Source organism: Kitasatospora sp. NPDC051164 (assembly GCF_044455625.1).
Lineage (GTDB): Bacteria > Actinomycetota > Actinomycetes > Streptomycetales > Streptomycetaceae > Kitasatospora.
Map to the genome: position 1 here is coordinate 311275 of NZ_JBITFB010000002.1, position 21714 is coordinate 332988.

19 protein-coding genes are annotated in these 21714 nt (G+C 72.6%); 1 reads left to right on the plus strand and 18 read right to left on the minus strand.

Annotation, left to right across the window (positions count from 1 at the left end; genetic code table 11):
* Window positions 1-18 precede the first annotated feature (18 nt).
* The 5 genes from ACIBEC_RS03945 to def form a co-directional block, all read right to left on the minus strand.
* The gene (locus ACIBEC_RS03945) at window positions 19-966 is read right to left on the minus strand and encodes a MerR family transcriptional regulator (protein ID WP_360507497.1); all 948 of its coding nucleotides are present in this window, start codon (window positions 964-966) and stop codon (window positions 19-21) included.
* A gap of 138 nt (window positions 967-1104) precedes the next feature.
* Entirely contained in the window at window positions 1105-2538 is a 1434-nt protein-coding gene (locus tag ACIBEC_RS03950; protein WP_360507500.1) for a transcription antitermination factor NusB, read from the minus strand.
* A gap of 143 nt (window positions 2539-2681) precedes the next feature.
* The gene (locus ACIBEC_RS03955) at window positions 2682-3038 is read right to left on the minus strand and encodes a hypothetical protein (RefSeq protein ID WP_360507502.1); all 357 of its coding nucleotides are present in this window, start codon (window positions 3036-3038) and stop codon (window positions 2682-2684) included.
* A gap of 154 nt (window positions 3039-3192) precedes the next feature.
* Window positions 3193-4152 (minus strand): methionyl-tRNA formyltransferase, encoded by a 960-nt coding sequence (gene fmt / locus ACIBEC_RS03960; protein ID WP_360507504.1) that lies wholly within the window; start codon window positions 4150-4152, stop codon window positions 3193-3195.
* 97 nt (window positions 4153-4249) lie between these two features.
* Window positions 4250-4795, minus strand: a complete 546-nt coding sequence (gene def, locus ACIBEC_RS03965) for a peptide deformylase (protein ID WP_360507507.1) — start codon at window positions 4793-4795, stop codon at window positions 4250-4252.
* Window positions 4796-5059: 264 nt separating this feature from the next.
* Between def and ACIBEC_RS03970 the strand changes: the two genes are divergently transcribed.
* The gene (locus tag ACIBEC_RS03970; protein WP_360507510.1) at window positions 5060-5704 is read left to right on the plus strand and encodes a hypothetical protein; all 645 of its coding nucleotides are present in this window, start codon (window positions 5060-5062) and stop codon (window positions 5702-5704) included.
* A 70-nt stretch (window positions 5705-5774) separates the two neighbouring features.
* Here ACIBEC_RS03970 and ACIBEC_RS03975 read toward each other — a convergent pair whose 3' ends face one another.
* The 13 genes from ACIBEC_RS03975 to ACIBEC_RS04035 all read right to left on the minus strand — a co-directional run bounded on the left by ACIBEC_RS03975 (window position 5775) and on the right by ACIBEC_RS04035 (window position 21709).
* Window positions 5775-7859, minus strand: coding sequence for a primosomal protein N' (locus tag ACIBEC_RS03975; protein ID WP_360507513.1), 2085 nt, complete (start codon window positions 7857-7859; stop codon window positions 5775-5777).
* A gap of 128 nt (window positions 7860-7987) precedes the next feature.
* Entirely contained in the window at window positions 7988-9196 is a 1209-nt protein-coding gene (gene metK / locus ACIBEC_RS03980; RefSeq protein WP_360507516.1) for a methionine adenosyltransferase, read from the minus strand.
* Between the two features lie 149 nt (window positions 9197-9345).
* The gene (gene coaBC, locus ACIBEC_RS03985) at window positions 9346-10575 is read right to left on the minus strand and encodes a bifunctional phosphopantothenoylcysteine decarboxylase/phosphopantothenate--cysteine ligase CoaBC (RefSeq protein WP_360507519.1); all 1230 of its coding nucleotides are present in this window, start codon (window positions 10573-10575) and stop codon (window positions 9346-9348) included.
* A gap of 165 nt (window positions 10576-10740) precedes the next feature.
* A complete protein-coding gene (gene rpoZ, locus ACIBEC_RS03990) occupies window positions 10741-11007 on the minus strand; it encodes a DNA-directed RNA polymerase subunit omega (RefSeq protein ID WP_030056185.1) in 267 nt (88 codons plus the stop codon).
* A 37-nt stretch (window positions 11008-11044) separates the two neighbouring features.
* Window positions 11045-11602 (minus strand): guanylate kinase, encoded by a 558-nt coding sequence (gmk, locus tag ACIBEC_RS03995; protein WP_360507522.1) that lies wholly within the window; start codon window positions 11600-11602, stop codon window positions 11045-11047.
* Between the two features lie 49 nt (window positions 11603-11651).
* Window positions 11652-11978, minus strand: a complete 327-nt coding sequence (mihF, locus tag ACIBEC_RS04000; RefSeq protein ID WP_360507525.1) for an integration host factor, actinobacterial type — start codon at window positions 11976-11978, stop codon at window positions 11652-11654.
* 328 nt (window positions 11979-12306) lie between these two features.
* Window positions 12307-13140, minus strand: coding sequence for an orotidine-5'-phosphate decarboxylase (pyrF, locus tag ACIBEC_RS04005; RefSeq protein WP_360507528.1), 834 nt, complete (start codon window positions 13138-13140; stop codon window positions 12307-12309).
* 64 nt (window positions 13141-13204) lie between these two features.
* Window positions 13205-14308, minus strand: coding sequence for a quinone-dependent dihydroorotate dehydrogenase (locus ACIBEC_RS04010; protein ID WP_360507530.1), 1104 nt, complete (start codon window positions 14306-14308; stop codon window positions 13205-13207).
* 89 nt (window positions 14309-14397) lie between these two features.
* Window positions 14398-17706 carry a carbamoyl-phosphate synthase large subunit gene (gene carB / locus ACIBEC_RS04015; protein WP_360507533.1) on the minus strand — a complete coding sequence of 1103 codons (3309 nt, stop codon included), beginning with the start codon at window positions 17704-17706 and terminating at the stop codon, window positions 14398-14400.
* Complete coding sequence (carA, locus tag ACIBEC_RS04020; protein ID WP_360507536.1) at window positions 17699-18856, minus strand: glutamine-hydrolyzing carbamoyl-phosphate synthase small subunit; 1158 nt, start codon at window positions 18854-18856, stop codon at window positions 17699-17701. The genes carB and carA overlap by 8 nt, the downstream gene beginning before the upstream one ends.
* Window positions 18853-19419, minus strand: coding sequence for a hypothetical protein (locus tag ACIBEC_RS04025; RefSeq protein ID WP_360507539.1), 567 nt, complete (start codon window positions 19417-19419; stop codon window positions 18853-18855). The genes carA and ACIBEC_RS04025 overlap by 4 nt, the downstream gene beginning before the upstream one ends.
* Entirely contained in the window at window positions 19419-20723 is a 1305-nt protein-coding gene (locus tag ACIBEC_RS04030; RefSeq protein WP_360507542.1) for a dihydroorotase, read from the minus strand. The genes ACIBEC_RS04025 and ACIBEC_RS04030 overlap by 1 nt, the downstream gene beginning before the upstream one ends.
* Window positions 20720-21709, minus strand: a complete 990-nt coding sequence (locus ACIBEC_RS04035; protein ID WP_360507545.1) for an aspartate carbamoyltransferase catalytic subunit — start codon at window positions 21707-21709, stop codon at window positions 20720-20722. The genes ACIBEC_RS04030 and ACIBEC_RS04035 overlap by 4 nt, the downstream gene beginning before the upstream one ends.
* Window positions 21710-21714: the final 5 nt, after the last annotated feature.

Below are 21714 nucleotides of genomic sequence, written 5' to 3' on the forward strand. Positions count from 1 at the left end.
CGCGCCACCCCTACCGCTTCAGGCCACGGCGCGCCGCATCCAGTCCACCTCAAACGCCCAACTCTCCGGCGCTGCCCACCCGTTGACCACCGCCAACAGCTTCAGGTACCGCTCCCGCCGCGGATCCGCCATCGCCGCCAGCCTCTCCCCCAGCCGGCCTCGCACCGCCTCGGCGTCGCCCGGCAGCATCCCCGCGTACCGCTCCAGCAGCTCCGCCACGACCCCGGCCGCCTCCGCCGAGCCGGGATCCACCCCCGCCGCGACCGCCGAGCCGGCCAACTCCCGTACCGCCCCCGCCAGTCCGGGCCGAGGCGGGCCGACGCCGGCCTCCACCGCCTCCTGATCCGCGAGCCTGCGCAGCAGTTCCCGGAACCCGTCGTCCCCCGCCAGCTGCGCCAACTCCACCCAGGCCTCTACCTGTTCGGCCGACGGGTCGGCCGGCAGCTCCGGTGTCAACGAGCGCGCCACAGCGGCAAACCGGTCACCGGCTGCGAACCGGTCACCGACGGCAACCCGGCCGGCGGCCCCGGGCCCGCCGAACACCTCCGTCAGGAACTCCCCGATCAGGCGCTCCCGTTCGTCCTCCGACAGCCGGGCCAACCGGTGCACGATCGTCAACTCCTCAGGTGTCGACCCGCGCCTGGCCACCGCGCCCAGCACCGCCTGCCGCAGTCGCAGCACCCGGATCTGGACGTCGAGCGCCTCGGCGTGCGCCGCCGCGACGGCGGGCAGGGCGAGTTCGCGTTCCAGCACCGCCCGGATCGCGGGCAGTCCGAGTCCGAGTTCCCGCAGGGTACGGACCAGTTCCAGGCGCGCGACGGCGTCGCCGCCGTACCGCCGGTGGCCGGCCGGGTTGCGGTCGGCCGGCGACACGATCCCCTGGTCCGAGTAGAAGCGGACGGTCTTGACCGTCAGCCCCGTGCGCCGGGCCAGCTCACCGATGGTGTACGTCGCGTCGCCGTTCATGGCCACCACCCTGCCGCCTCCCGTTACGGGAGATGCAAGCGGCCACTCTCGACGAGGCACGAGCGGCCGCCACGATCAGCCCGTCCGCCCGAGCTCCCGCCCGAGCCGTCCGTCCGATCCGCCTGTCCGAGCCCTCGCTCAGGCCGTCCGGCGCAGCAGCGCCAGGTACATCGCGTCCGTCCCGTGCAGGTGCGGCCAGAGCTGCACGTCCGGCCCGTCCCCGAGTGCCGGGACGCCGGGCAGCAGCGGGCGCGCGTCGATCCACTCGACCCGGCCGCCTTCGGTCCGCAGCACGTCGTCGACGACCGCCCGGGTCTCCGCCAGGTGCGGCGAGCAGGTCGCGTAGCCGACCACGCCGCCGATCCGGGTGGCATCGATCGCCGAGCGCAGCAGGTCCCGCTGAAGCGGCCTGAACGCGGCCACATCGGCGGGCCGGCGCCGCCAGCGCGCCTCCGGGCGGCGCCGCAGCGCACCGAGCCCGGAGCACGGCACGTCGACCAGCACCCGGTCGAAGCTGTCCGCCTGCCAGGCCGGACGGGTCCCGTCCGCCGCGATCACCGTGTACGGACCGGGGTTGCCCTGCAGTGCCCGCGCCACCAGCCGGGCCCGGTGCGGCTGCTTCTCGCTCGCGACCAGCGCCGCCCCGCGTTCGGCGGCCAGTGCGCCGAGCAGCGCGGCCTTGCCGCCGGGGCCCGCGCAGCCGTCCAGCCAGATCCGGTCGGGGCCTTCGAGCGGGGCGGCGGCGAGGGCGAGCGCGACCAGCTGGCTGCCCTCGTCCTGGACGCCCGCCCGGTTGTCCTGCACCGCCTCGACCGAGCCGGGGTCGCCGCCCTCGGCGAGCCGCAGCGCGAAGGGCGACCAGCGCCCCGGCTCGGCTTCGGGCAGGGCCTCGGCCAGCTCGCCGACGGTGGCCCGGCCGGGGCGGGCGACCAGGGTGACCTCGGGCCGCTCGTTGTCGGCCCGCAGGAGCTCTTCGATCGCGCCGCGCCCGGAGGCGTCCGGCTGCCAGCGGCCGAGCGAGTCCCAGAGCGCGGAGACCACCCAGCGCGGGTGCGAGTGGACGACCGCCAGGTGGTCCTCGGCGTCCTTGTCGTACGGCGGGGCGACCTTCTCGATCCAGGTGTCCAGGTCGTGGGCACTGATCCGGCGCAGCACGGCGTTGACGAACTTCGCCTTGCCGTCGCCGAGCACCACCCGGGCGAGCTCGACGGTCGCCGAGACGGCCGCATGGCTGGGGATCCGGGTGGTGAGCAGCTGGTGGGCGCCGAGCGAGAGCACGTCCAGCACCGGCGGGTCGACCTTGCTGAGCGGCCGGTCGATGCAGGCGGCGATGACCGCGTCGTAGGTGCCCTGCAGACGCAGGGTGCCGTAGACGAGTTCGGTGGCCAGGGCGGCGTCGCGCCGGTCCATGCCCTTCTGCTCGGCTTCGCGGAGCAGGGAGGGCAGGATCAGGTTGGCGTACGCGTCGCGCTCGTCGACGGCGCGCAGCGCGCGGAACGCGACGATCCGGGCCGGGTCCTTCTTCGGGCGACGGTGGGGGCGGGGGGCGCGCTTGGCGCTGGGGGTGGTCACAAGTGCCTCAAAGTGCTGCGGTGGTTATCACGCCAACGATATCCCTCCTGGGAGGGCCCGACCGAACGCCAGGTGCGAACGCCAGGGCCCGGTGCCCGGAACCAGACCGGCTCCGGGCGCCGGGCCCCTTCCCGGACGGCTCGTCACGCGCTCTCGCAGAGCGCGAACGCCGTCGCCCCGCCGGCTCCGGTCGCCTCGGCCAGCCAGGTGTCGGCATCGCTGGCCGAGGGGGCGTTGAGCGTCACGAGCACCGGTAGGGGCGTGTTCGTGGCGGGGTCGATCGGGACGCTCCCCAGGTCGAAGCCGCCACCGATCAGATGGGTGCCCTGAGGGCAGGTCGCGTGGGACTGCGAGCCGGCGGCGGCCTGGTCGCCTTGGACCACCGTGGTGGTCACGGCGCCGACCGGAGGAGCGGTCGCGAGTCCGTAGGCCGCGGTCACCAGCAGTGCACCGGCCACGGCGGTCCAGGTGCGCGGGCTCGTCCAGGTGAGTCGGGCCATGGGATCAGCCTTCCTGGTGAGGGATCCCCCACTCGGACCAAGCTAGGCCCACCCGCAGCGGCTCGCGCGGCGAGCCGACCCGCTCCCGGGCCCCCCGAACGCTCGGCCCTCCGAGCCCATCAGCCCTCGGAGCCCGTCAGCCCCCCGGAGCCCGTCAGCTCTCGGAGCCGCCGGACGGGAGGCCGAACCGCTCCCCCGCCTCCAGCCGGGCGCCGCGGGCCCAGTCCGCCGCCCGCATCTCCTTCTTGCCCTGCGGACGGACCTCTCCCAGCTCGACGTCGTGACTGCCGGTCCCGACCCGCACGCTGTTCTTGCCGACCACCGCCACCTGACCGGGCGCCAGTTCGGCCGACTCCGGCAGCAGCTTCACCGGTCCGGTGACCTTCAGCCGCTCGCCGCGGAACTCGGTCCACGCTCCCGGCGCCGGCGCGCAGCCGCGCACCACGCGGTCGACGCGCAGCGCGGGGTGGTTCCAGTCGATCCGCGCGTCCTCGACGCTGATCTTCGGCGCGAGCGTGATGCCTTCGCCCGGCTGCGGCACGGCGTGCAGGGAGCCGTCCTCGATGCCGTCCATGGTGGCCGCGAGCAGTCGCGCGCCGGAGTGCGAGAGCCGGGTGAGCAGTTCGCCGCTGGTGTCGGCCGGGCGGATCTCCTCGGTGATCACGCCGTAGACCGGGCCGGAGTCCAGGCCCTGCTCGATCAGGAAGGTGGACGCGCCGGTGACCTCGTCGCCGGCCAGCACCGCGTGCTGGACCGGGGCCGCGCCGCGCCAGGCAGGCAGCAGCGAGAAGTGCAGGTTGACCCAGCCGTGCTTGGGGATCTCCAGGGTGCCGGGGCGCAGCAACGCGCCGTAGGCGACCACCGGGCAGCAGTCGGGGGCGAGTTCGGTGAGCCGGGCGACGAACTCCGGGTCGCTGGGCTTCGCCGGCTTGAGGACCTCGATCCCGGCCTCCTCGGCGCGCTGGGCGACGGGGCTGGCGACCAGCTTGCGCCCGCGCCCGGCGGGGGCGTCGGGGCGGGTGACCACCGCGACGACCTCGTGCCGGCCGGAGGCGAGCAGGGCGTCCAGGGCGGGAACGGCGACCTCGGGGGTGCCGGCGAAGACGAGACGCATCAAGTGCCTTTCTGCAAAAGGGAGTTCGGGACGCCAGGGTGGTTCAGATCGCCCGGGTGGCTGAGGATCCCAGGATGGCTCAGGACCCCGGGGTGGCTCAGCGCGCCGCGCCGAAGGTGCTGTGCGGCGAGACCTTGACGACCGGCGCCGGCCCGCTGCCCCAGTCCGCCTCCCGGATCGCCTTCAGCGCGGCCTTGCGCTGCTCGCGGTCGAGTCGGTCGATGAAGATGATGCCGTCCAGGTGGTCGGTCTCGTGCTGGATGCACCGGGCGAGCAGTTGGGTGCCCTCCACCGTCACCGGGTCGCCGTACATGTTGAAGCCCCTGGCGACCACGCCGTACGCGCGCTTGGTGTCGTAGCGCAGGCCGGGCAGCGAGAGGCAGCCCTCTGGACCCTCCTGCTCGTCCTCGCTCAGCGACAGGTCCGGGTTGATCAGGTGCCCGGTGACACCGTCCACGTGGTACGTGAACACCCGCAGGGAGACGCCGAGTTGGGGCGCGGCAAGACCGGCGCCGGGGGCGTTCAGCATGGTTTCGGTGAGGTCGCCGACCAGGTTGCGCAGTTCCTTGTCGAACACGGTCACCGGCTTGGCGGTGGCCCGCAGGACGGGGTCTCCGAGGAGACGGATCGGCTGGATCGACACGGGGTACGGGCTCCTGTCCGTCGGGGTGTCGGAAGTCGGGAAGGGACTGCGGTCAACGGCTGTTGCCGCCAAGTCTATGCAACGCGCCTGCGCCGTCCCCCATGCCCTCGGAGCCGCCGGAACCGTCCTGGCATATCCCGACTCCGCCGACGGCGTTACCCCGGCCCCCGCTTCGGCGTTGGTCAAGAGAGATTGACCGGGGCCGGGCGCACGGGACACCGCGCCCCGGCCGAGCCGAACCGTACGGAAGGTGGCACGTAAGCCATGGCCGAGCAGATCAACCACGACGCCCGGGCGCGGGCGAGCCTTCACCTGCTGGTGCGGGACATCGAGCGGGTGAGGCGCCAGGTCGACGCGCTGCGGACGCTCACCGCCCAGCTGGGCAACGTCTACCGACCGCGCCGCCCCAGCACCTCGGCCGGCTTCGTGGTGTACGGGCGGGCGCCGGCACCGACCGTGCGCCTGGCCCAGGAGCTGCGGGAGAGCGTGGAGACCCTGGTGGCGGCGGCGGTTGAGTTCGACCGGGCGCTGGGCTTCTCCTGGGACTCGGTGGGCTCCGCCCTCGGGGTCACCAAGCAGGCCGTGCACCGCCGCTACGGCATGCGCCGCCCGACCAGCGAGCTGCTCGCCGCCAGCGGCGCCGTCCCGGGCCCCGGCCGCCCGGACCGCTCCGAGGACCTGCCCGCCGCCTCCACCGGCGGCCTGGCCGCGACCGTCCCGGCGGCCCGCCAGGGCGGCCTGGACCGCAGCAGCCTGGAACGCGCCGCCCTGGACCGCACCCCCCTCGACCGCAGCACCCTCGACCGCACCGCCCTCGACCGCAGCACCCTCGACCGTCCCCAGCCCGACCGCAGCCCGATCGACCGCAGCACCCCCGTCGACCGCACCGGCATCCCCCTGCGCGGCTGACCGCACCACCACCCGAACGCCCGGCCACCCCGGGGCGGGGTGGCCCACTCACCCCGCCCCCAGCAGCCCCTCAGCCGATGTCCGTCGGATCCACCCGCACCCGCACCGGCTCCGCCGTCCGCAGCGCGATCCGCGCGATCTGCGCCGCCTTGAGCGCTGCGGCCAGCGCCGACCCCTGCCCGGGCGACACCCGCAGCAGCGCGCGCTCCTGCTCCTCCCCCCGCAGTGCGGGCACCGGTACCGGCCCGAGCACGTCGGCCCCCTCCGGCAGCCTGATCAGCCCGAGCAGGTCGGCGACCGCCGCCGGGGTCCCGCTGATCGAGGCCATCCGCGACACCGGCGGGAAGTGCAGCTGCGCCCGTTCGTCCCGCTCCAGCCCGGCGTGGCCGAGCGGGTCCCAGCGCACCAGTGCCTGCACCGGACGGGCCGACGGCTCGGCGACCACGACGACCGTGCCGCCCTCCGTCGAGGAGCGCACCAGCGCGGCGGCCGCCAGCCAGAGCCGCAGGGTCTCCTCCCCCGCGCGCAGGTCGGGCCGGCTCAGCAGGGCCCACCCGTCCAGCAGCAGCGCCGCCCCGTACCCGCCGCCGCCCTCCACCACGGGCTCCGCGCCCGGTGTGGAGATCACCAGTGAGGGCTCGTCCGGCACGGTGACCAGCACCGAGTCCCGCCCGGAGGTGCGCACCGGGATCCGCGGGAAGGCCTTGCCCAGTTCCTCCGCGGTCCGCCGGGCGCCGATCACCTGGGCCCGGAGCCGGAACGACCCGCACTCGGGGCAGTGCCAGTCGTTCTCCGCCACACCGCACCATCCACAGCACAGCGGGGCGTCCGCCGAGGGCGCCTCCAACGGCCCTTCGCACCGCCGGCACCGCGCCGGGGTCCGGCAGCGCCCGCAGGCCAGCCGGGGCACGTAGCCGCGCCGGGGCACCTGGATGAGCACCGGGTGTCCGGCCGCCAGCGCCTCCCGGGCAGCTTCCCAGGCCACCGAGGGCAGCCGGGCGGCCTGCGCGGCCGCGTCGCGGTGCTGGTCCTGGTCGGTGACGGTGCGCACCCTCGGCGCGACCTGCCGCACCGTCTCCCGGTCGGCGACGAGCGGGCGCGCCCAGCCGGTGCTCACCAGCTGCGCGCCCTCGACGGTGACCGCGTGCCCGCCGAGCAGCACCGCCGCGCCCTCCTCGGCGGCGCGCAGCAGCGCCACCTCCCGGACGTGCGGGTGCGGGGCGCGCGGGTCGCTGTGGCTGCCGTCCCCGTCCGACCAGACGACGACCAGCCCGAGGTCGCGCACCGGCGCGAACATGGTGGCGCGGGTCCCGATGACGGCGTGTACCGAGCCGCGGCTCACCGCGAGCCAGCGCGTGTAGCGCTCGCGCGGGCCGAGGTCGGCTTCCAGGGCCACGTGCATCCCGGGGCCGAGCAGTTCGGTCAGCGCCTGGTCGACCCGGGCCACCGAGCGCCCGTCCGGCAGCACGACCAGCGCACCGCGCCCGCCGGCCAGCGTCGCCGCCACCGCCCGCGCGATCTCGTACGGCCAGCCGGGTCCAGGCAGGGCCGCCCACACCGCGCGCGGCGCGCCGCCGCCGGCCAGCGCGGCGAGGAGGTCGGGCCCGGCCGGGTAGCGCTGCCAGCTGCCGGGGGCCGGGGCCGCCGGGCGCGGCAGCGGCGGCGGCGAGGGCTCGGCCTCGGCCTTGGCGTGCCGGGGCGGGACGGCCAGCTGCAGCACGTCGGCGAGCGTCCCGGCGTACCGGTCGGCGACGGTCCGGCACAGCCGGAGCAGCTGCGGGGTGAGCACGGGCTCGGGCGACAGCACCTGGGCGAGCGGGGCGAGCGGCCCGGGGAAGTCGCTCTTCTCCAGGCGGGCGACGATGAACCCATCGTGCAGTTCCCCGCCCTCGCGCTGCCCCTTGACCACGCGTGCCCCGAACCGAACCCGCACCCGGACGCCCGGCTGGGCCTCCTCGGCCATGGCGGCAGGCACCTCGTAGTCGAAGAACTTGTCGATGGTGAGCACGCCCTTGTCCACCACGACCCGGGCCACCGGCAGGTGCTCGGCCCGCTTGGCCCCGCGCCAGCTGCGCGGCTTGGCCCGCTTGACCGTCTCCCGGATGAACGCCAGCTGCTCCGGCTCGGCGGCCCCGTTCTCCCCTGTGCTGCTCATCGCCACCAAGTACTACCAGGTCACACCGACACTGCGCACACCTCGGCAACGCGCACACACCGGCAGCGGGCACGAAAGCGGCGCCCGTCCCCCGTCGGGGGCGGGCGCCGCTTCGAGCGCTACGGACGTCAGTCCTGGACGGCGGCCTTCAGGGCGTCCACCCGGTCGGTGCGCTCCCAGGTGAAGTCCGGCAGCTCACGGCCGAAGTGGCCGTACGCGGCGGTCTGGGAGTAGATCGGGCGCAGCAGGTCCAGGTCGCGGATGATCGCGGCCGGACGCAGGTCGAAGACCTCGGAGACAGCCTTCTGGATGCTGAGGACCGGCACGGCCTCGGTGCCGAAGGTCTCCACGAAGAGGCCGACCGGCTCGGCCTTGCCGATCGCGTACGCGACCTGCACCTCGGCGCGGCGGGCGAGGCCGGCGGCGACGATGTTCTTCGCCACCCAGCGCATCGCGTACGCGGCCGAGCGGTCCACCTTGGACGGGTCCTTGCCGGAGAAGGCGCCGCCACCGTGGCGGGCCATGCCGCCGTAGGTGTCGATGATGATCTTGCGACCGGTGAGGCCGGCGTCGCCCATCGGGCCGCCGATCTCGAAGCGTCCGGTCGGGTTGACCAGCAGGCGGTAGCCCTCGGTGGTCAGCTTGATGCCCTGCTCGGCCAGCGCCTTCAGCTCCGGCTCGACCACGAACTCGCGGATGTCCGGGGTGAGCAGCGACTCCAGGTCGATGTCGCTGGCGTGCTGGGTGGAGACGACCACGGTGTCGAGGCGGACGGCCTTGTCGCCGTCGTACTCGATGGTGACCTGGGTCTTGCCGTCGGGACGCAGGTACGGGATGGTCCCGTTCTTGCGGACATCGGTCAGCCGGCGCGAGAGGCGGTGGGCCAGGGTGATCGGCAGCGGCATGAGCTCGGGCGTCTCGTCGGACGCGTAGCCGAACATCAGGCCCTGGTCGCCGGCGCCCTGCTTGTCCAGGTCGTCCTCGTCACCCTCGACCCGAGCTTCGTACGCGGTGTCGACACCCTGCGCGATGTCGGGCGACTGGGCACCGATGGACACCGAGACGCCGCAGGAGGCGCCGTCGAAGCCCTTCTTGGAGCTGTCGTAGCCGATCTCCAGGATCTTGTCCCGGACGAGCTGGGCGATCGGCGCGTACGCCTTGGTGGTCACCTCGCCGGCCACGTGCACCTGGCCGGTGGTGATGAGCGTCTCCACGGCGACCCGGGAAGTCGGGTCCTCGCGCAGGAGAGCGTCAAGGATGGTGTCGCTGATCTGGTCAGCGATCTTGTCGGGGTGTCCCTCGGTGACGGACTCCGAGGTGAACAGGCGGCGAGACACAGCGCTCCCTGGGGTTGCAGCGGCTGCTGACTGAAGTTCCCGGGCGACCCGGGAACTCCGGAAAGACTTGATTCCTGGAGTCTAACCGTCTGCCTCCGTCGAACGTCACCCGCTCCAGGAATTCTCGAGCGTTCTGCAGCCTCTTCCGATCAGTTGCCGCTCGTTTCCAGCCTCTTTGCGACCAGGTCCCAGATCACGTCCGCGAGCGCCTCCTTCGGACCCACCGGAACGGGCGTCTCACTGCCGTCCGAGCCCAGGACGACGGCCTCGTTGACGTCCGTGCCGAAGGCCTTGCCGTTGCCCACCTCGTTGACGACGAGCAGGTCGCAGCCCTTGCGGGCGAGCTTGGCGCGGCCGTTGGCGAGCACCTCGTCGGTCTCCGCCGCGAAACCCACCACCAGTTGACCCGAACGGGGCCGGTGGGCCGACAGCTCGGCCAGGATGTCGGGGTTGCGGATCAGCGCGACCGGCGCCGGCTCGACCCCCTCGACCTTCTTGATCTTGCCGGTCGCGTACTCGGCGGGCCGGAAGTCCGCCACCGCCGCGGCCATCACCACGGCGTCCGCGTCCGCGACCGCCTTGAGCGCCGCCTCGCGCAGCTCGAGCGCGGTCGACACGTGCACCACGTCCACCCCGGCCGGGTCCGGCAGCTCGGCATTGGCCGAAAGCAGGGTCACCCGGGCCCCACGCGCCGCGGCTGTCACGGCCAGCGCGTAGCCCTGCTTGCCGGAGGAGCGGTTGCCCAGGTAGCGCACCGGGTCGAGCGGCTCCCGGGTGCCGCCGGCCGAGACCACCACGTGTCGGCCCGCGAGGTCGGTCGGCACCGCACCGCCGCGGCGCAGCACGGCCCGGCAGGCGTCGAAGATCGCCGACGGCTCGGGCAGCCGTCCCTTGCCGGTGTCCTTGCCGGTGAGCCGGCCGACGGCCGGCTCCAGCACGATCACGCCCCGGCGGCGCAGCGTGGCGACGTTGTCCCGGGTGGCCGGGTGCTCCCACATCTCGGTGTGCATGGCGGGCGCCACGACGACCGGACAGCGGGCGGTGAGCAGCGTGTTGGTCAGCAGGTCGTCGGCGAGGCCGTGGGCGGCCTTGGCGATCAGGTCGGCGGTGGCCGGGGCGACCACGACCAGGTCGGCCTGCTGCCCGATCCGCACGTGCGGCACCTCGTGCACGCGCTCCCAGGTCTCGGTGGCGGCCGGGCGGCCGGACAGCGCGGCCCAGGTCGCCTCGCCGACGAAGTGCAGCGCCGCCTCGGTGGGCACCACGGTGACCTGGTGACCGGACTCGGTGAACCGGCGCAGCAGCTCGCACGCCTTGTACGCGGCGATCCCGCCGCTCACACCGAGGACCACACGGGGGGCGTCCGCACCAGCGTTCATTTACCCGGCCTTTCTCCGCATCGGGACCCGCCCACCCTACGGCCCCTCAGCTGCCGCCCGCGCAGTGCCCCACCCCCTGCGGCACGACCGGCGGGCCCGCCGACACAAACGGGAGGGCCCGGCGGAAACGATTCCGCCGGGCCCTCCCGAAAATCACCGACCGCCTCAGGCAGCCTCGACCGCCTCGGCGGTCAGCATGCCCGCGTTGATCTCGCGCAGCGCGATCGACAGCGGCTTCTCGTGCACGTGGGTGTCGACCAGCGGGCCGACGTACTCCAGCAGGCCCTCACCGAGCTGGGAGTAGTACGCGTTGATCTGGCGCGCGCGCTTGGCGGCGTAGATCACGAGGCTGTACTTCGAGTCGGTAGCCTCGAGCAGCTCGTCGATCGGCGGGTTGATGATGCCCTCGGGCGCGGTCATGGAAGAGGACACGCGAAAACCTTCCGAAAGGGTGGAAAAGACAGACAGGTCAGGCTACACCGAGCAAGGCTAGCAGTTCGGCCGCTACCTGCTCGACGGAGGTGTTGACAAGGGTCGTGTCGAACTCGGTCTCGGCCGCGAGCTCGACCTTGGCGGCGTCGAGCCGCTTCGCGATCACGTCCTGCGACTCGGTGCCCCGGCCGGTCAGCCGGCGGACCAGCTCGTCCCAGCTCGGCGGGGCCAGGAAGACGAGCTGCGCCTCGGGCATCGACTCGCGCACCTGCCGGGCGCCCTGCAGGTCGATCTCCAGCAGCACGGGCTCGCCGCGCTCCAGCTTCTCCAGCACGGCCGCGCGCGGGGTGCCGTAGCGGTTCCCGGCGAACTCGGCCCATTCCAGCAGCTCGCCGTTGGCGATCAGCTTGTCGAACTCGTCGTTGTCGACGAAGTGGTACTGGACCCCGTTCTTCTCGCCGGGCCTCGGGTGCCGGGTCGTCGCCGACACCGAGAGCCAGACCTCGGGGTGCATCTTCCTCATATGAGCGACGACCGTGCTCTTGCCGACCCCCGAGGGGCCGGAGAGCACGGTCAGCCGCGGACGCTCACTCATGCACCGATTATCCCGGATCGCGGACGATGACGGGACCACCGGGGCACGGTCAGACGGCACCCCCGCCGAACTCCCGCTCCAGGGAGGCGATCTGGTTCGTGCCGAGACCCCGGACACGCCGGCTCTCGCTGATGCCGAGGCGCTCCATGATCTGCTTTGCACGGACCTTGCCGACGCCCGGAAGCGACTCCAGCAGGGCCGAGACCTTCATCTTGCCGATGACGTCGTTGTCGGCCTTGCCGGCCTTGATCACCTCGTGCAGGGAGGCGCCGGAGTGCTTGAGTCGGTTCTTGACCTCGGCGCGCTCCCGGCGAGCCTCGGCGGCCTTGGCGAGCGCGGCGGTGCGCTGTTCAGGGGTAAGGGGCGGAAGAGCCACGCCATTCACCTCAGGTGTGGATGGAAGGAATTGAGCTAGGACTGGTTTGGTACCCAGGAGACCGTCCGCAAGGGGAACCACAAGGCCCTGACCTGCGGGAGCCGCGAAAATCACGGCTCGCCGATGACCTATCGCCGGACACTACCCGTATTGCGGCGCCACGTCAGGAAAAGAACACGAAAAGTCCTGGTCAGCCAAGGCCGACCAGGACTTTCCAGGGCAAAATGACCGCGATTGCGAGACTTTGACAGTCCCGATGTGACGGCGCTCACGTCAACTCCGCGGCGCCGTCGCCACCCTGCGGACACTCCACAGGGTCACCGGGCGGCTACTTGACCGCGTCCGCGAACTCGCCGACGAAGCGGTCCGCCGCCTCCCGCAGCGCCGGCACCGAGGGGCCGTGCTTGAGCACGTCCCGGCTCACGCTGGGCACCACGTTGATCACCGACGCACCGAACACCCGCGGCAGGTCCGCCATGGTCGCCCCCTGGGCGCCGATCCCCGGGGCCAGCAGCGGGCCGTTGATGGCCAGCTCGACGCCCGCGTCGGCCAGCGTCGCGCCGACCACCGCGCCGAAGGAGCCCAGCGGCGCGGCGCCCACGTTCTCGGCCGCCAGCTGCCGCAGCACCGAGGCCGCGACCGGCTCGCCGTCCGCGCCCACCGCGCGCTGCACCTCGGCACCCTCCGGGTTGGAGGTGAGCGCCAGCGCGAACACGCCGCAGCCCTGCTCCCGGGCCAGGTCCAGGGCCGGGCGCAGCGAGCCGAAGCCCAGGTACGGGCTGACCGTCACGGCGTCCGAGAACAGCGGGCTGGCGGGCGACAGGAAGGCCTCCGCGTAGGCGGCCATGGTGGAGCCGATGTCGCCGCGCTTGGCGTCCATCAGGACCAGCGCGCCGGCCGCCCGGGCCTCCTCGACGGTCTTCTCCAGCACCGCGACGCCCTTGCTGCCGAAGCGCTCGAAGAAGGCGGCCTGCGGCTTGAGGACGGCCACCCGGTCGGCCAGGGCCTCGACCACGGTGCGGCTGAAGGTCTCCAGCCCGGCGAGGTCGTCGCCAAGCCCCCAGGCGGCGAGCAGGGAGGCGTGCGGGTCGATGCCGACGCAGAGCTGGCCGCGGGTGTCGAGGGCCTGGCGCAGCCGGGCGCCGAACGGGGCGAGGGTCATGTCGTCCTTTCCGAATGGTCCGAGGGTCGTACGGGTCGTCGGGTCGTGCCGGGAGCCGGGTCGCTCACGAGCTGCGCACGGCGCTGCCGACCGCCGAGGCGAGGTCGCGGAAGCCCGCGGCCCGGAGCCGGGCGGACAGGCCCCGGTGGATCTTCCGGCACCAGAACGGGCCCTCGTAGATGAAGGCGCTGTAGCCCTGGACCAGGTCGGCGCCGTGGACGATCCGCTGCCAGGCGTCCTCGGCGGTCTCGATGCCACCGACCGAGACCAGGGTCAGCCGGCCCTCGGTCCGGGCGCGCAGCCGCTGCAGGACCTCCAGGGCGCGGGCCTTGAGCGGGGCGCCGGACAGGCCGCCCATGCCGATCTCCTCGACCCGCCCGGCGTCGGTGCGCAGGCCCTCGCGGCCGATCGTGGTGTTGGTGGCGATGATGCCGTCCAGGCCCAGCTCCAGGGCGAGGTCGGCGACCGCGTCGACGTCCTCGTCGGCCAGGTCGGGGGCGATCTTGACCAGCAGCGGCACGTGGTGCGCGGTGGTGCGGTCGGCGGCCTCGCGGACGGCGGTGAGCAGCGGGCGCAGGTGGTCGACGGCCTGCAGGTTGCGCAGCCCGGGGGTGTTCGGCGAGCTGACGTTGACCACCAGGTAGTCGGCGTACTTGGCCAGCCGCTCGGTGGACTTGACGTAGTCGGCGACCGCGTCGGCCTCCTCGACGACCTTGGTCTTGCCGATGTTGACGCCGATCACCGGGGTGGAGCTGGTGTGCGGGCGGGCCGCCAGGCGGGCGGCGACCCGGGCCGAGCCCTGGTTGTTGAAGCCCATCCGGTTGATCAGCGCGCGGTCCTCGACCAGGCGGAACAGCCGGGGCGCGGGGTTGCCGGGCTGGGACTCGCCGGTGATGGTGCCGATCTCGACGTAGTCGAAGCCGAGCATGGCCAGGCCGTCGATGCCGACGCCGTTCTTGTCGAAGCCGGCCGCGAGGCCGAACGGGCCGGGCAGGTCGAGGCCGAGGGCGCCGGTGCGCAGGGCGCGGTCGCGCGGGGCGAGCACCAGCCGCACCAGGGTGCGCAGGCCGGGCACCGAGGAGGCGAGGCGGATCCAGAAGAAGGCCAGGTGGTGGGCCTTCTCCGGGTCCATCTTCTTGAAGACCAGGTCGAACAGAAGCTTGTACAAGGGTGGTTCAACTCCCGCAGCGAAAAACGGATTCGGGCACAAGAGTGGGGGGCACCCGACTGGCTTCGGTGCCCCCCACTACGGTGGTGCTACTTGCGGCCGGCGTTGATCAGCTCGGCGTGCTCCTGGAGCGACATCACCCCGACCTCGTCGCGCAGCAGCCGGTCGATGCCCTGGACGGCCGCGCCCATCGCCTGGACGGTGGTCAGGCAGGGCACCGCGCGGGCCACGGCCGCGGTGCGGATCTCGTAGCCGTCGAGGCGGCCACCGGTGCCGTACGGCGTGTTGATGATGAGGTCGACCTCACCGTCGTGGATCAGCTGGACGATGGTCTTCTCGCCGTTGGGGCCCTCGCCCTCGCTGTGCTTGCGCACCAGCGTGGACGGGATGCCGCCGCGCTGCAGCACCTCGGCGGTGCCGGCGGTGGCGAGCACCTCGAAGCCGAGGCTGACGAGCGCACGGGCCGGGAAGACCAGGTTGCGCTTGTCGCGGTTGGCGACCGAGACGAAGACCTTGCCCTTGGTCGGCAGCGCGCCGTAGGCGCCGGCCTGGGCCTTCGCGTAGGCGGTGCCGAAGACCTTGTCGATGCCCATGACCTCACCGGTCGAGCGCATCTCCGGACCGAGCACGGTGTCCACGCCGCGGCCGTGCACGTCGCGGAAGCGGCTCCACGGCATCACGGCCTCCTTGACCGCGATCGGCGCGTCGGCGGGCAGGGTGCCGCCGTCGCCCTCGGCCGGGAGCAGGCCCTCGGCGCGCAGCTCGGCGATGGTGGCGCCGAGCGAGACCCGGGCGGCGGCCTTGGCCAGCGGCACGGCGGTCGCCTTGGAGGTGAACGGGACGGTCCGGGAGGCGCGCGGGTTGGCCTCCAGGACGTACAGGATGTCGCCGGAGAGGGCGAACTGGATGTTGATCAGACCGCGCACCCCGACGCCGCGCGCGATGGCCTCGGTGGAGGCGCGCAGGCGCTTGATGTCGTGGCCGCCGAGGGTGATCGGGGGCAGCGCGCAGGCGGAGTCGCCGGAGTGGATGCCGGCTTCCTCGATGTGCTCCATGACGCCGCCGAGGTAGAGCTCGGTGCCGTCGTAGAGCGCGTCGACGTCGATCTCCACCGCGTCGTCCAGGAAGCGGTCGATGAGCACCGGGTGCTCGGAGATCAGACCGGCGTGCCGCTCCAGGTAGGAGGCGAGCGAGGCCTCGTCGTAGACGATCTCCATGCCGCGGCCTCCGAGCACGTAGGACGGGCGGGCGAGGACCGGGTAGCCGATCTCGTCCGCGATCGCCTTGGCCTCCTCGAAGGAGAAGGCGGTGCCGTGCTTGGGCGCGGGCAGGCCGGCGTCGCGCAGGACGCGGCCGAAGGCGCCGCGCTCCTCGGCGAGGTCGATCGCCTCGGGCTGGGTGCCGACGATCGGCACGCCGTTGTCCTTGAGCGCCTGGGCCAGGCCCAGCGGGGTCTGGCCGCCGAGCTGGACGATCACACCGGCGAGCGGGCCTGCCTGCTGCTCGGCGTGGACGATCTCCAGCACGTCCTCCAGGGTGAGCGGCTCGAAGTAGAGCCGGTCGGAGGTGTCGTAGTCGGTGGAGACGGTCTCCGGGTTGCAGTTGACCATGACGGTCTCGTACCCGGCCTCGGCGAGCGCGAAGGAGGCGTGCACGCAGGAGTAGTCGAACTCGATGCCCTGGCCGATGCGGTTCGGGCCGGAGCCCAGGATGATCACGGCGGGCTTGGTGCGCGGGGCGACCTCGTTCTCCTCGTCGTAGGACGAGTAGAAGTACGGGGTCTTGGCGGCGAACTCGGCGGCGCAGGTGTCGACGGTCTTGAACACCGGGCGGATGCCGAGGGCGTGGCGCACCTCGCGGACCACGTCCGGCTTCAGGCCGCGGATCTCGCCGACCTGCTGGTCGGAGAAGCCGTGGCGCTTGGCGTGGCGCAGCAGGTCGGGGGTGAGCTCGGCGGCGTCGGCCAGCTCGCCGGCGATCTCGTCCAGCAGGAAGAGCTGGTCGACGAACCACGGGTCGATCTTGGTGGCCTCGAACACCTCCTCCGGGGTGGCGCCGGCCCGGATCGCCTCCATCACGGTGTTGATCCGGCCGTCGGTCGGCACGCCGGCCTTGGTCAGCAGCGCGTCCTTCTCGCCCACCGGGCCGGTCCAGGAGAACTGGGAGCCCTTCTTCTCCAGCGAGCGCAGCGCCTTCTGCAGCGCCTCGGGGAAGTTGCGGCCCATGGCCATGGCCTCGCCGACCGACTTCATGGTGGTGGTCAGCGTCGCGTCGGCGCTCGGGAACTTCTCGAACGCGAACCGCGGCACCTTGACCACGACGTAGTCGAGGGTCGGCTCGAAGGAGGCCGGGGTCTCCTCGGTGATGTCGTTGGGGATCTCGTCCAGGGTGTAGCCGACGGCCAGCTTGGCGGCGATCTTGGCGATCGGGAAGCCGGTGGCCTTGGAGGCGAGCGCCGAGGAGCGGGACACCCGCGGGTTCATCTCGATGACGATGACCCGGCCGTCTTCGGGGTTGACGGCGAACTGGATGTTGCAGCCGCCGGTGTCGACGCCGACCTCGCGGATGACGGCGATGCCGACGTCGCGCAGGATCTGGTACTCACGGTCGGTGAGGGTCATCGCCGGGGCGACGGTGATCGAGTCACCGGTGTGCACGCCCATCGGGTCGAAGTTCTCGATGGAGCAAACGACCACGACGTTGTCCTGCTTGTCGCGCATCAGCTCCAGCTCGTACTCCTTCCAGCCGAGGATCGACTCCTCCAGGAGCACCTCGGTGGTCGGCGAGAGGGTCAGGCCCTGGCCGGCGATGCGGCGCAGGTCCTCCTCGTCGTGGGCGAAGCCGGAGCCGGCGCCGCCCATGGTGAAGGAGGGGCGCACGACGACCGGGTAGCCGCCGAGCGTGTCGACGCCGGCCAGCACCTCGTCCATGGTGTGGCAGATGACCGAGCGGGCGGACTCGCCGTGGCCGATCTTGGCGTTGACGGCCTCGACGACGCCCTTGAAGAGCTCGCGGTCCTCGCCCTTGTGGATCGACTCGACCTTGGCGCCGATCAGCTCGACGTTGTACTTGGCGAGCACGCCGTTGGCGTCCAGCGAGATCGCGGTGTTGAGCGCGGTCTGGCCGCCGAGGGTCGGCAGGAGGGCGTCGGGGCGCTCCTTGGCGATGATCTTCTCGACGAACTCCGGGGTGATCGGCTCGACGTAGGTGGCGTCGGCGATCTCCGGGTCGGTCATGATCGTGGCCGGGTTGGAGTTGACCAGGATGACCCGCAGGCCCTCGGCCTTGAGCACCCGGCACGCCTGCGTACCCGAGTAGTCGAACTCGGCGGCCTGGCCGATCACGATCGGGCCGGAGCCGATCACCAGGACGGACTTGATGTCAGTGCGCTTAGGCACGCTGGCCCTCCAGAAGCTTCACGAAGCGGTCGAACAGGTAGGCGGCGTCGTGCGGACCGGCGGCCGCTTCGGGGTGGTACTGCACGCTGAAGGCGGGGACGTCGAGGGCCTGCAGGCCCTCGACCACGTCGTCGTTCAGGCAGACGTGGGAGACCTCGACCCGCCCGTACGGGGTGTCGCTCACCTTGTCCAGCGGGGCGTTCACGGCGAAGCCGTGGTTGTGGGCGGTCACCTCGACCTTGCCGGTGGTGCGGTCCTGCACCGGCTGGTTGATGCCGCGGTGGCCGTACTTGAGCTTGTAGGTGCCGAAGCCCAGGGCGCGGCCGAGGATCTGGTTGCCGAAGCAGATCCCGAAGAACGGGGTCTTGCGCTCCAGCACGCCCTGCGCCACGGCGACCTGGTGGTCGGCGGTGGCCGGGTCGCCCGGGCCGTTGGAGAAGAAGACGCCGTCCGGGTTGACCGCGTAGACGTCCTCCAGGGTGGAGTTCGCGGGCAGCACGTGCACCTCGATGCCGCGCTCGGCCATCCGCTGCGGGGTCATCGCCTTGATGCCGAGGTCCAGCGCGGCGACGGTGAACTTCTTCTCACCGATGGCGGGCACCACGTACGGCTCGGTGGTGGCGACCTCGGCGCACAGGTCGGCGCCCTTCATCTCGGGCGACTGCTGCACCCGGGCGAGCAGGGTGGCCGGGTCGGCCAGCGTCTCGCCGGAGAAGATGCCGCAGCGCATCGCGCCGCGCTCGCGCAGGTGGCGGGTCAGCGCGCGGGTGTCGATGCCGCTGATGCCGACGACGCCCTGGCGGACCAGTTCCTCGTCGAGCGAGCGGCGCGAGCGCCAGTTGGAGGCGATCCGGGCGGGGTCGCGCACGACGTAGCCGGCGACCCAGATCTGCCGGGACTCGTCGTCCTCGTCGTTCCAGCCGGTGTTGCCGATCTGCGGGGCGGTCATCACGACCACCTGGCGGTGGTACGACGGGTCGGTCAGGGTCTCCTGGTAGCCGGACATGCCGGTGTTGAAGACCGCCTCGCCGAAGGTCTCGCCGATCGCGCCGTAGGCCTGGCCGCGGAAGGTCCGGCCGTCCTCCAGGACGAGCACGGCGGCGACACGCTCCCGCCGTCGGCGCTGCGTGGTGGGGGCAGGTGCGGTCATTGCGCGGCCTCTTCCGTCATCTTCGTCTGCGTACGTGTGGCAAGGTGAGCGATCGCCTCGACCCAGGCGGCGTGCTCGTCGGGGTGGTCGGCCCGGAAGCCGGAGTCCAGCTCGGTGCCCTCGTGCGTCCAGGTGACGACGAGCAGCCCGGACGGGACGACCTTGCCGGCGATCCCGGAGTCCGTGCGGGCACCGGCCAGGTTCGCGGCCGGGATCCAGAGGTCGACGTCGCCGGGGCGGCGGACCAGCAGGCCGTCCTCGCCGAGGGTGAGGTCGGCCCGGCTGCGGGTGCCCAGGCCGTGCGCGACGACCCGGTCGAGCCAGTTCCCGGCGGTGGTCGTGCCGTGGTACCGGCCGCTGGTCTCCAGGATGGTGCGCCCGGCCCGGTCGGGCACGGCGGGCAGCGGCGGGATCCCGGACTGCAGGGTGCGACGCCAGTTCCAGCCCTGGCGCATCAGCCAGTAGACGAGGCCGATCAGGATCAGCAGGCCGACGGACCAGCCGATGTACCCGGGCCAGTTGGTGACCTTCGCCTGTTCCTTGGCGAGGGTGGCGTAGTCCATCACTGCGCGCCGTCCCGCTCGGCCGGCTCGCCAGCCAGCACGGTGGCGCGCCCGCGCAGGAAGGTGGCGTGCACCCGTCCGGGCAGGTCCAGGCCCTTGTAGGGGGTGTTACGGCTGCGGGTGGCGAAGCTGTCCGGGTTCACGGCACCACGGTACGCGGGATCGAACAGCACCAGGTTGGCAGGCTCGCCCACCGAGATCGGCCGGCCGTGCCCGGTGAGACGGCCGATCCGGGCCGGGCGGTGCGACATCCGGTCGGCGACGCCCGCCCAGTTCAGCAGGCCGGTATCGACCATGGTCTGCTGGACGACCGACAGCGCGGTCTCCAGGCCGACCATGCCCATCGCGGCGACGGCCCACTCGCAGTCCTTGTCCTCGGCCGGGTGCGGCGCGTGGTCGGTGGCGACGGCGTCGATGGTGCCGTCGGCGAGCGCCTTGCGCAGCGCCTGGACGTCCTCGGCGGTGCGCAGCGGCGGGTTCACCTTGTACACCGGGTCGTAGGAGCGGACCAGTTCGTCGGTGAGCAGCAGGTGGTGCGGGGTCACCTCGGCGGTGACGTCCCAGCCCTTGGCCTTGGCCCAGCGGATGATCTCGACCGAGCCGGCCGTGGAGACGTGGCAGACGTGCAGCCGGGAGCCGACGTGCGCGGCGAGCAGCACGTCGCGGGCGATGATCGACTCCTCGGCGACGGCCGGCCAGCCGCCGAGCCCGAGCTCGCCGGAGACCTGGCCCTCGTTCATCTGGGCGCCCTCGGTCAGCCGCGGCTCCTGGGCGTGCTGGGCGACGACGCCGTCGAAGGCCTTGACGTACTCCAGGGCGCGGCGCATCAGCACCGCGTCGTCCACGCACTTGCCGTCGTCGGAGAAGACCCGGACGTTGGCGGCGGACTCGTGCATCGCGCCGAGCTCGGCGAGCTTCTTGCCCTCCAGGCCGACGGTGACGGCGCCGACCGGCTGCACGTCGCAGTAGCCGGCCTCCTGGCCGAGCCGCCAGACCTGCTCGACGACACCGGCGGTGTCGGCCACCGGGGTGGTGTTGGCCATCGCGTGCACGGCGGTGAAGCCGCCCATCGCGGCGGCCCGGGTGCCGGTGAGCACCGTCTCGGCGTCCTCGCGGCCGGGCTCGCGCAGGTGGGTGTGCAGGTCGACCAGGCCGGGGAGCGCGACCAGCCCGGTGGCGTCGATCTCGATGTCCGCCTCGGCCGTCAGGCCGGTACCGATCTCCTTGATCACACCGTCGGCGAGGAGGAGGTCCTGGGGGGCGCCGCCGAGGATCTGGGCGTTGCGGATCAGGTAGGTGGTCACTGAGCGGTCTCCACGGTCTCGGTGCGGGGGGCGTCGGCGGGGGCGTCGGCGAGGGTGGCTCCGCCGAGCAGCAGGTAGAGCACGGCCATCCGGACGGAGACGCCGTTGGCGACCTGCTCGACCGCGGTGCAGCGCGGCGAGTCGGCGACCTCGGCGGTGATCTCCATGCCGCGGACCATCGGGCCGGGGTGCATCACGATCGCGTGCTCCGGCAGCTGGGCCAGCCGCAGGCCGTTCATGCCGTAGCGGCGGCTGTACTCGCGCTCGGTCGGGAAGAACGCGGCGTTCATCCGCTCGCGCTGCACCCGCAGCATCATCAGCGCGTCCGTCTTGGGGAGCACGCTGTCCAGGTCGTAGCTGACCTCGCAGGGCCAGTTCCGGATGCCGATCGGCAGCAGCGTCGGCGGGGCGACGAAGGTGACCTGGGCACCGAGGGTGTTCAGCAGGTGGACGTTGGAGCGGGCGACCCGGCTGTGCAGGACGTCGCCGACGATCGTCACCCGGCGGCCCGCGAGATCGTGGCCGGCGCCCGGGTTGAGGTGGCGACGCATGGTGAAGGCGTCGAGCAGTGCCTGGGTGGGGTGCTCGTGGGTGCCGTCACCGGCGTTGATCACACTGCCGTGCAGCCAGTCGGACTGGGCCAGCCGGGCCGGCGCGCCCGAGGCGTGGTGGCGGATGACCACCGCGTCGGCGCCCATGGCCTGCAGGGTCAGCGCGGTGTCCTTGAGGCTCTCGCCCTTGGAGACCGAGGAGCCCTTGGCGGAGAAGTTGATGACGTCGGCCGAGAGGCGCTTCTCGGCGACCTCGAAGGAGGTCTTCGTCCGGGTGGAGTCCTCGAAGAAGAGGTTGACGACGGTACGGCCGCGCAGCGTGGGCAGCTTCTTGACGGCCCGGCCGGAGAGCTGGGCCAGCTCCTCGGCGGTGTCCAGGATCAGCAGCGCGTCGTCGCGGCTGAGATCGGCGGCGGAGACGAGGTGGCGCTTCACGCGGG

Excerpts from the sequence above, each read along its gene's own strand:
- ACIBEC_RS03970 (WP_360507510.1), top strand. The coding sequence starts at position 5,060 with ATGGCCGAGCAGATCAACCACGACGCCCGGGCGCGGGCGAGCCTTCAC.
- pyrF (WP_360507528.1), bottom strand. The coding sequence starts at position 13,140 with ATGACCCTCGCCCCGTTCGGCGCCCGGCTGCGCCAGGCCCTCGACACC.
- carA (WP_360507536.1), bottom strand. The coding sequence starts at position 18,856 with ATGACCGCACCTGCCCCCACCACGCAGCGCCGACGGCGGGAGCGTGTC.
- ACIBEC_RS03955 (WP_360507502.1), bottom strand. The coding sequence starts at position 3,038 with ATGGCCCGACTCACCTGGACGAGCCCGCGCACCTGGACCGCCGTGGCC.
- gmk (WP_360507522.1), bottom strand. The coding sequence starts at position 11,602 with ATGAGTGAGCGTCCGCGGCTGACCGTGCTCTCCGGCCCCTCGGGGGTC.
- ACIBEC_RS03975 (WP_360507513.1), bottom strand. The coding sequence starts at position 7,859 with ATGAGCAGCACAGGGGAGAACGGGGCCGCCGAGCCGGAGCAGCTGGCG.
- coaBC (WP_360507519.1), bottom strand. The coding sequence starts at position 10,575 with ATGAACGCTGGTGCGGACGCCCCCCGTGTGGTCCTCGGTGTGAGCGGC.
- fmt (WP_360507504.1), bottom strand. The coding sequence starts at position 4,152 with ATGCGTCTCGTCTTCGCCGGCACCCCCGAGGTCGCCGTTCCCGCCCTG.
- ACIBEC_RS03945 (WP_360507497.1), bottom strand. The coding sequence starts at position 966 with ATGAACGGCGACGCGACGTACACCATCGGTGAGCTGGCCCGGCGCACG.
- ACIBEC_RS04025 (WP_360507539.1), bottom strand. The coding sequence starts at position 19,419 with ATGGACTACGCCACCCTCGCCAAGGAACAGGCGAAGGTCACCAACTGG.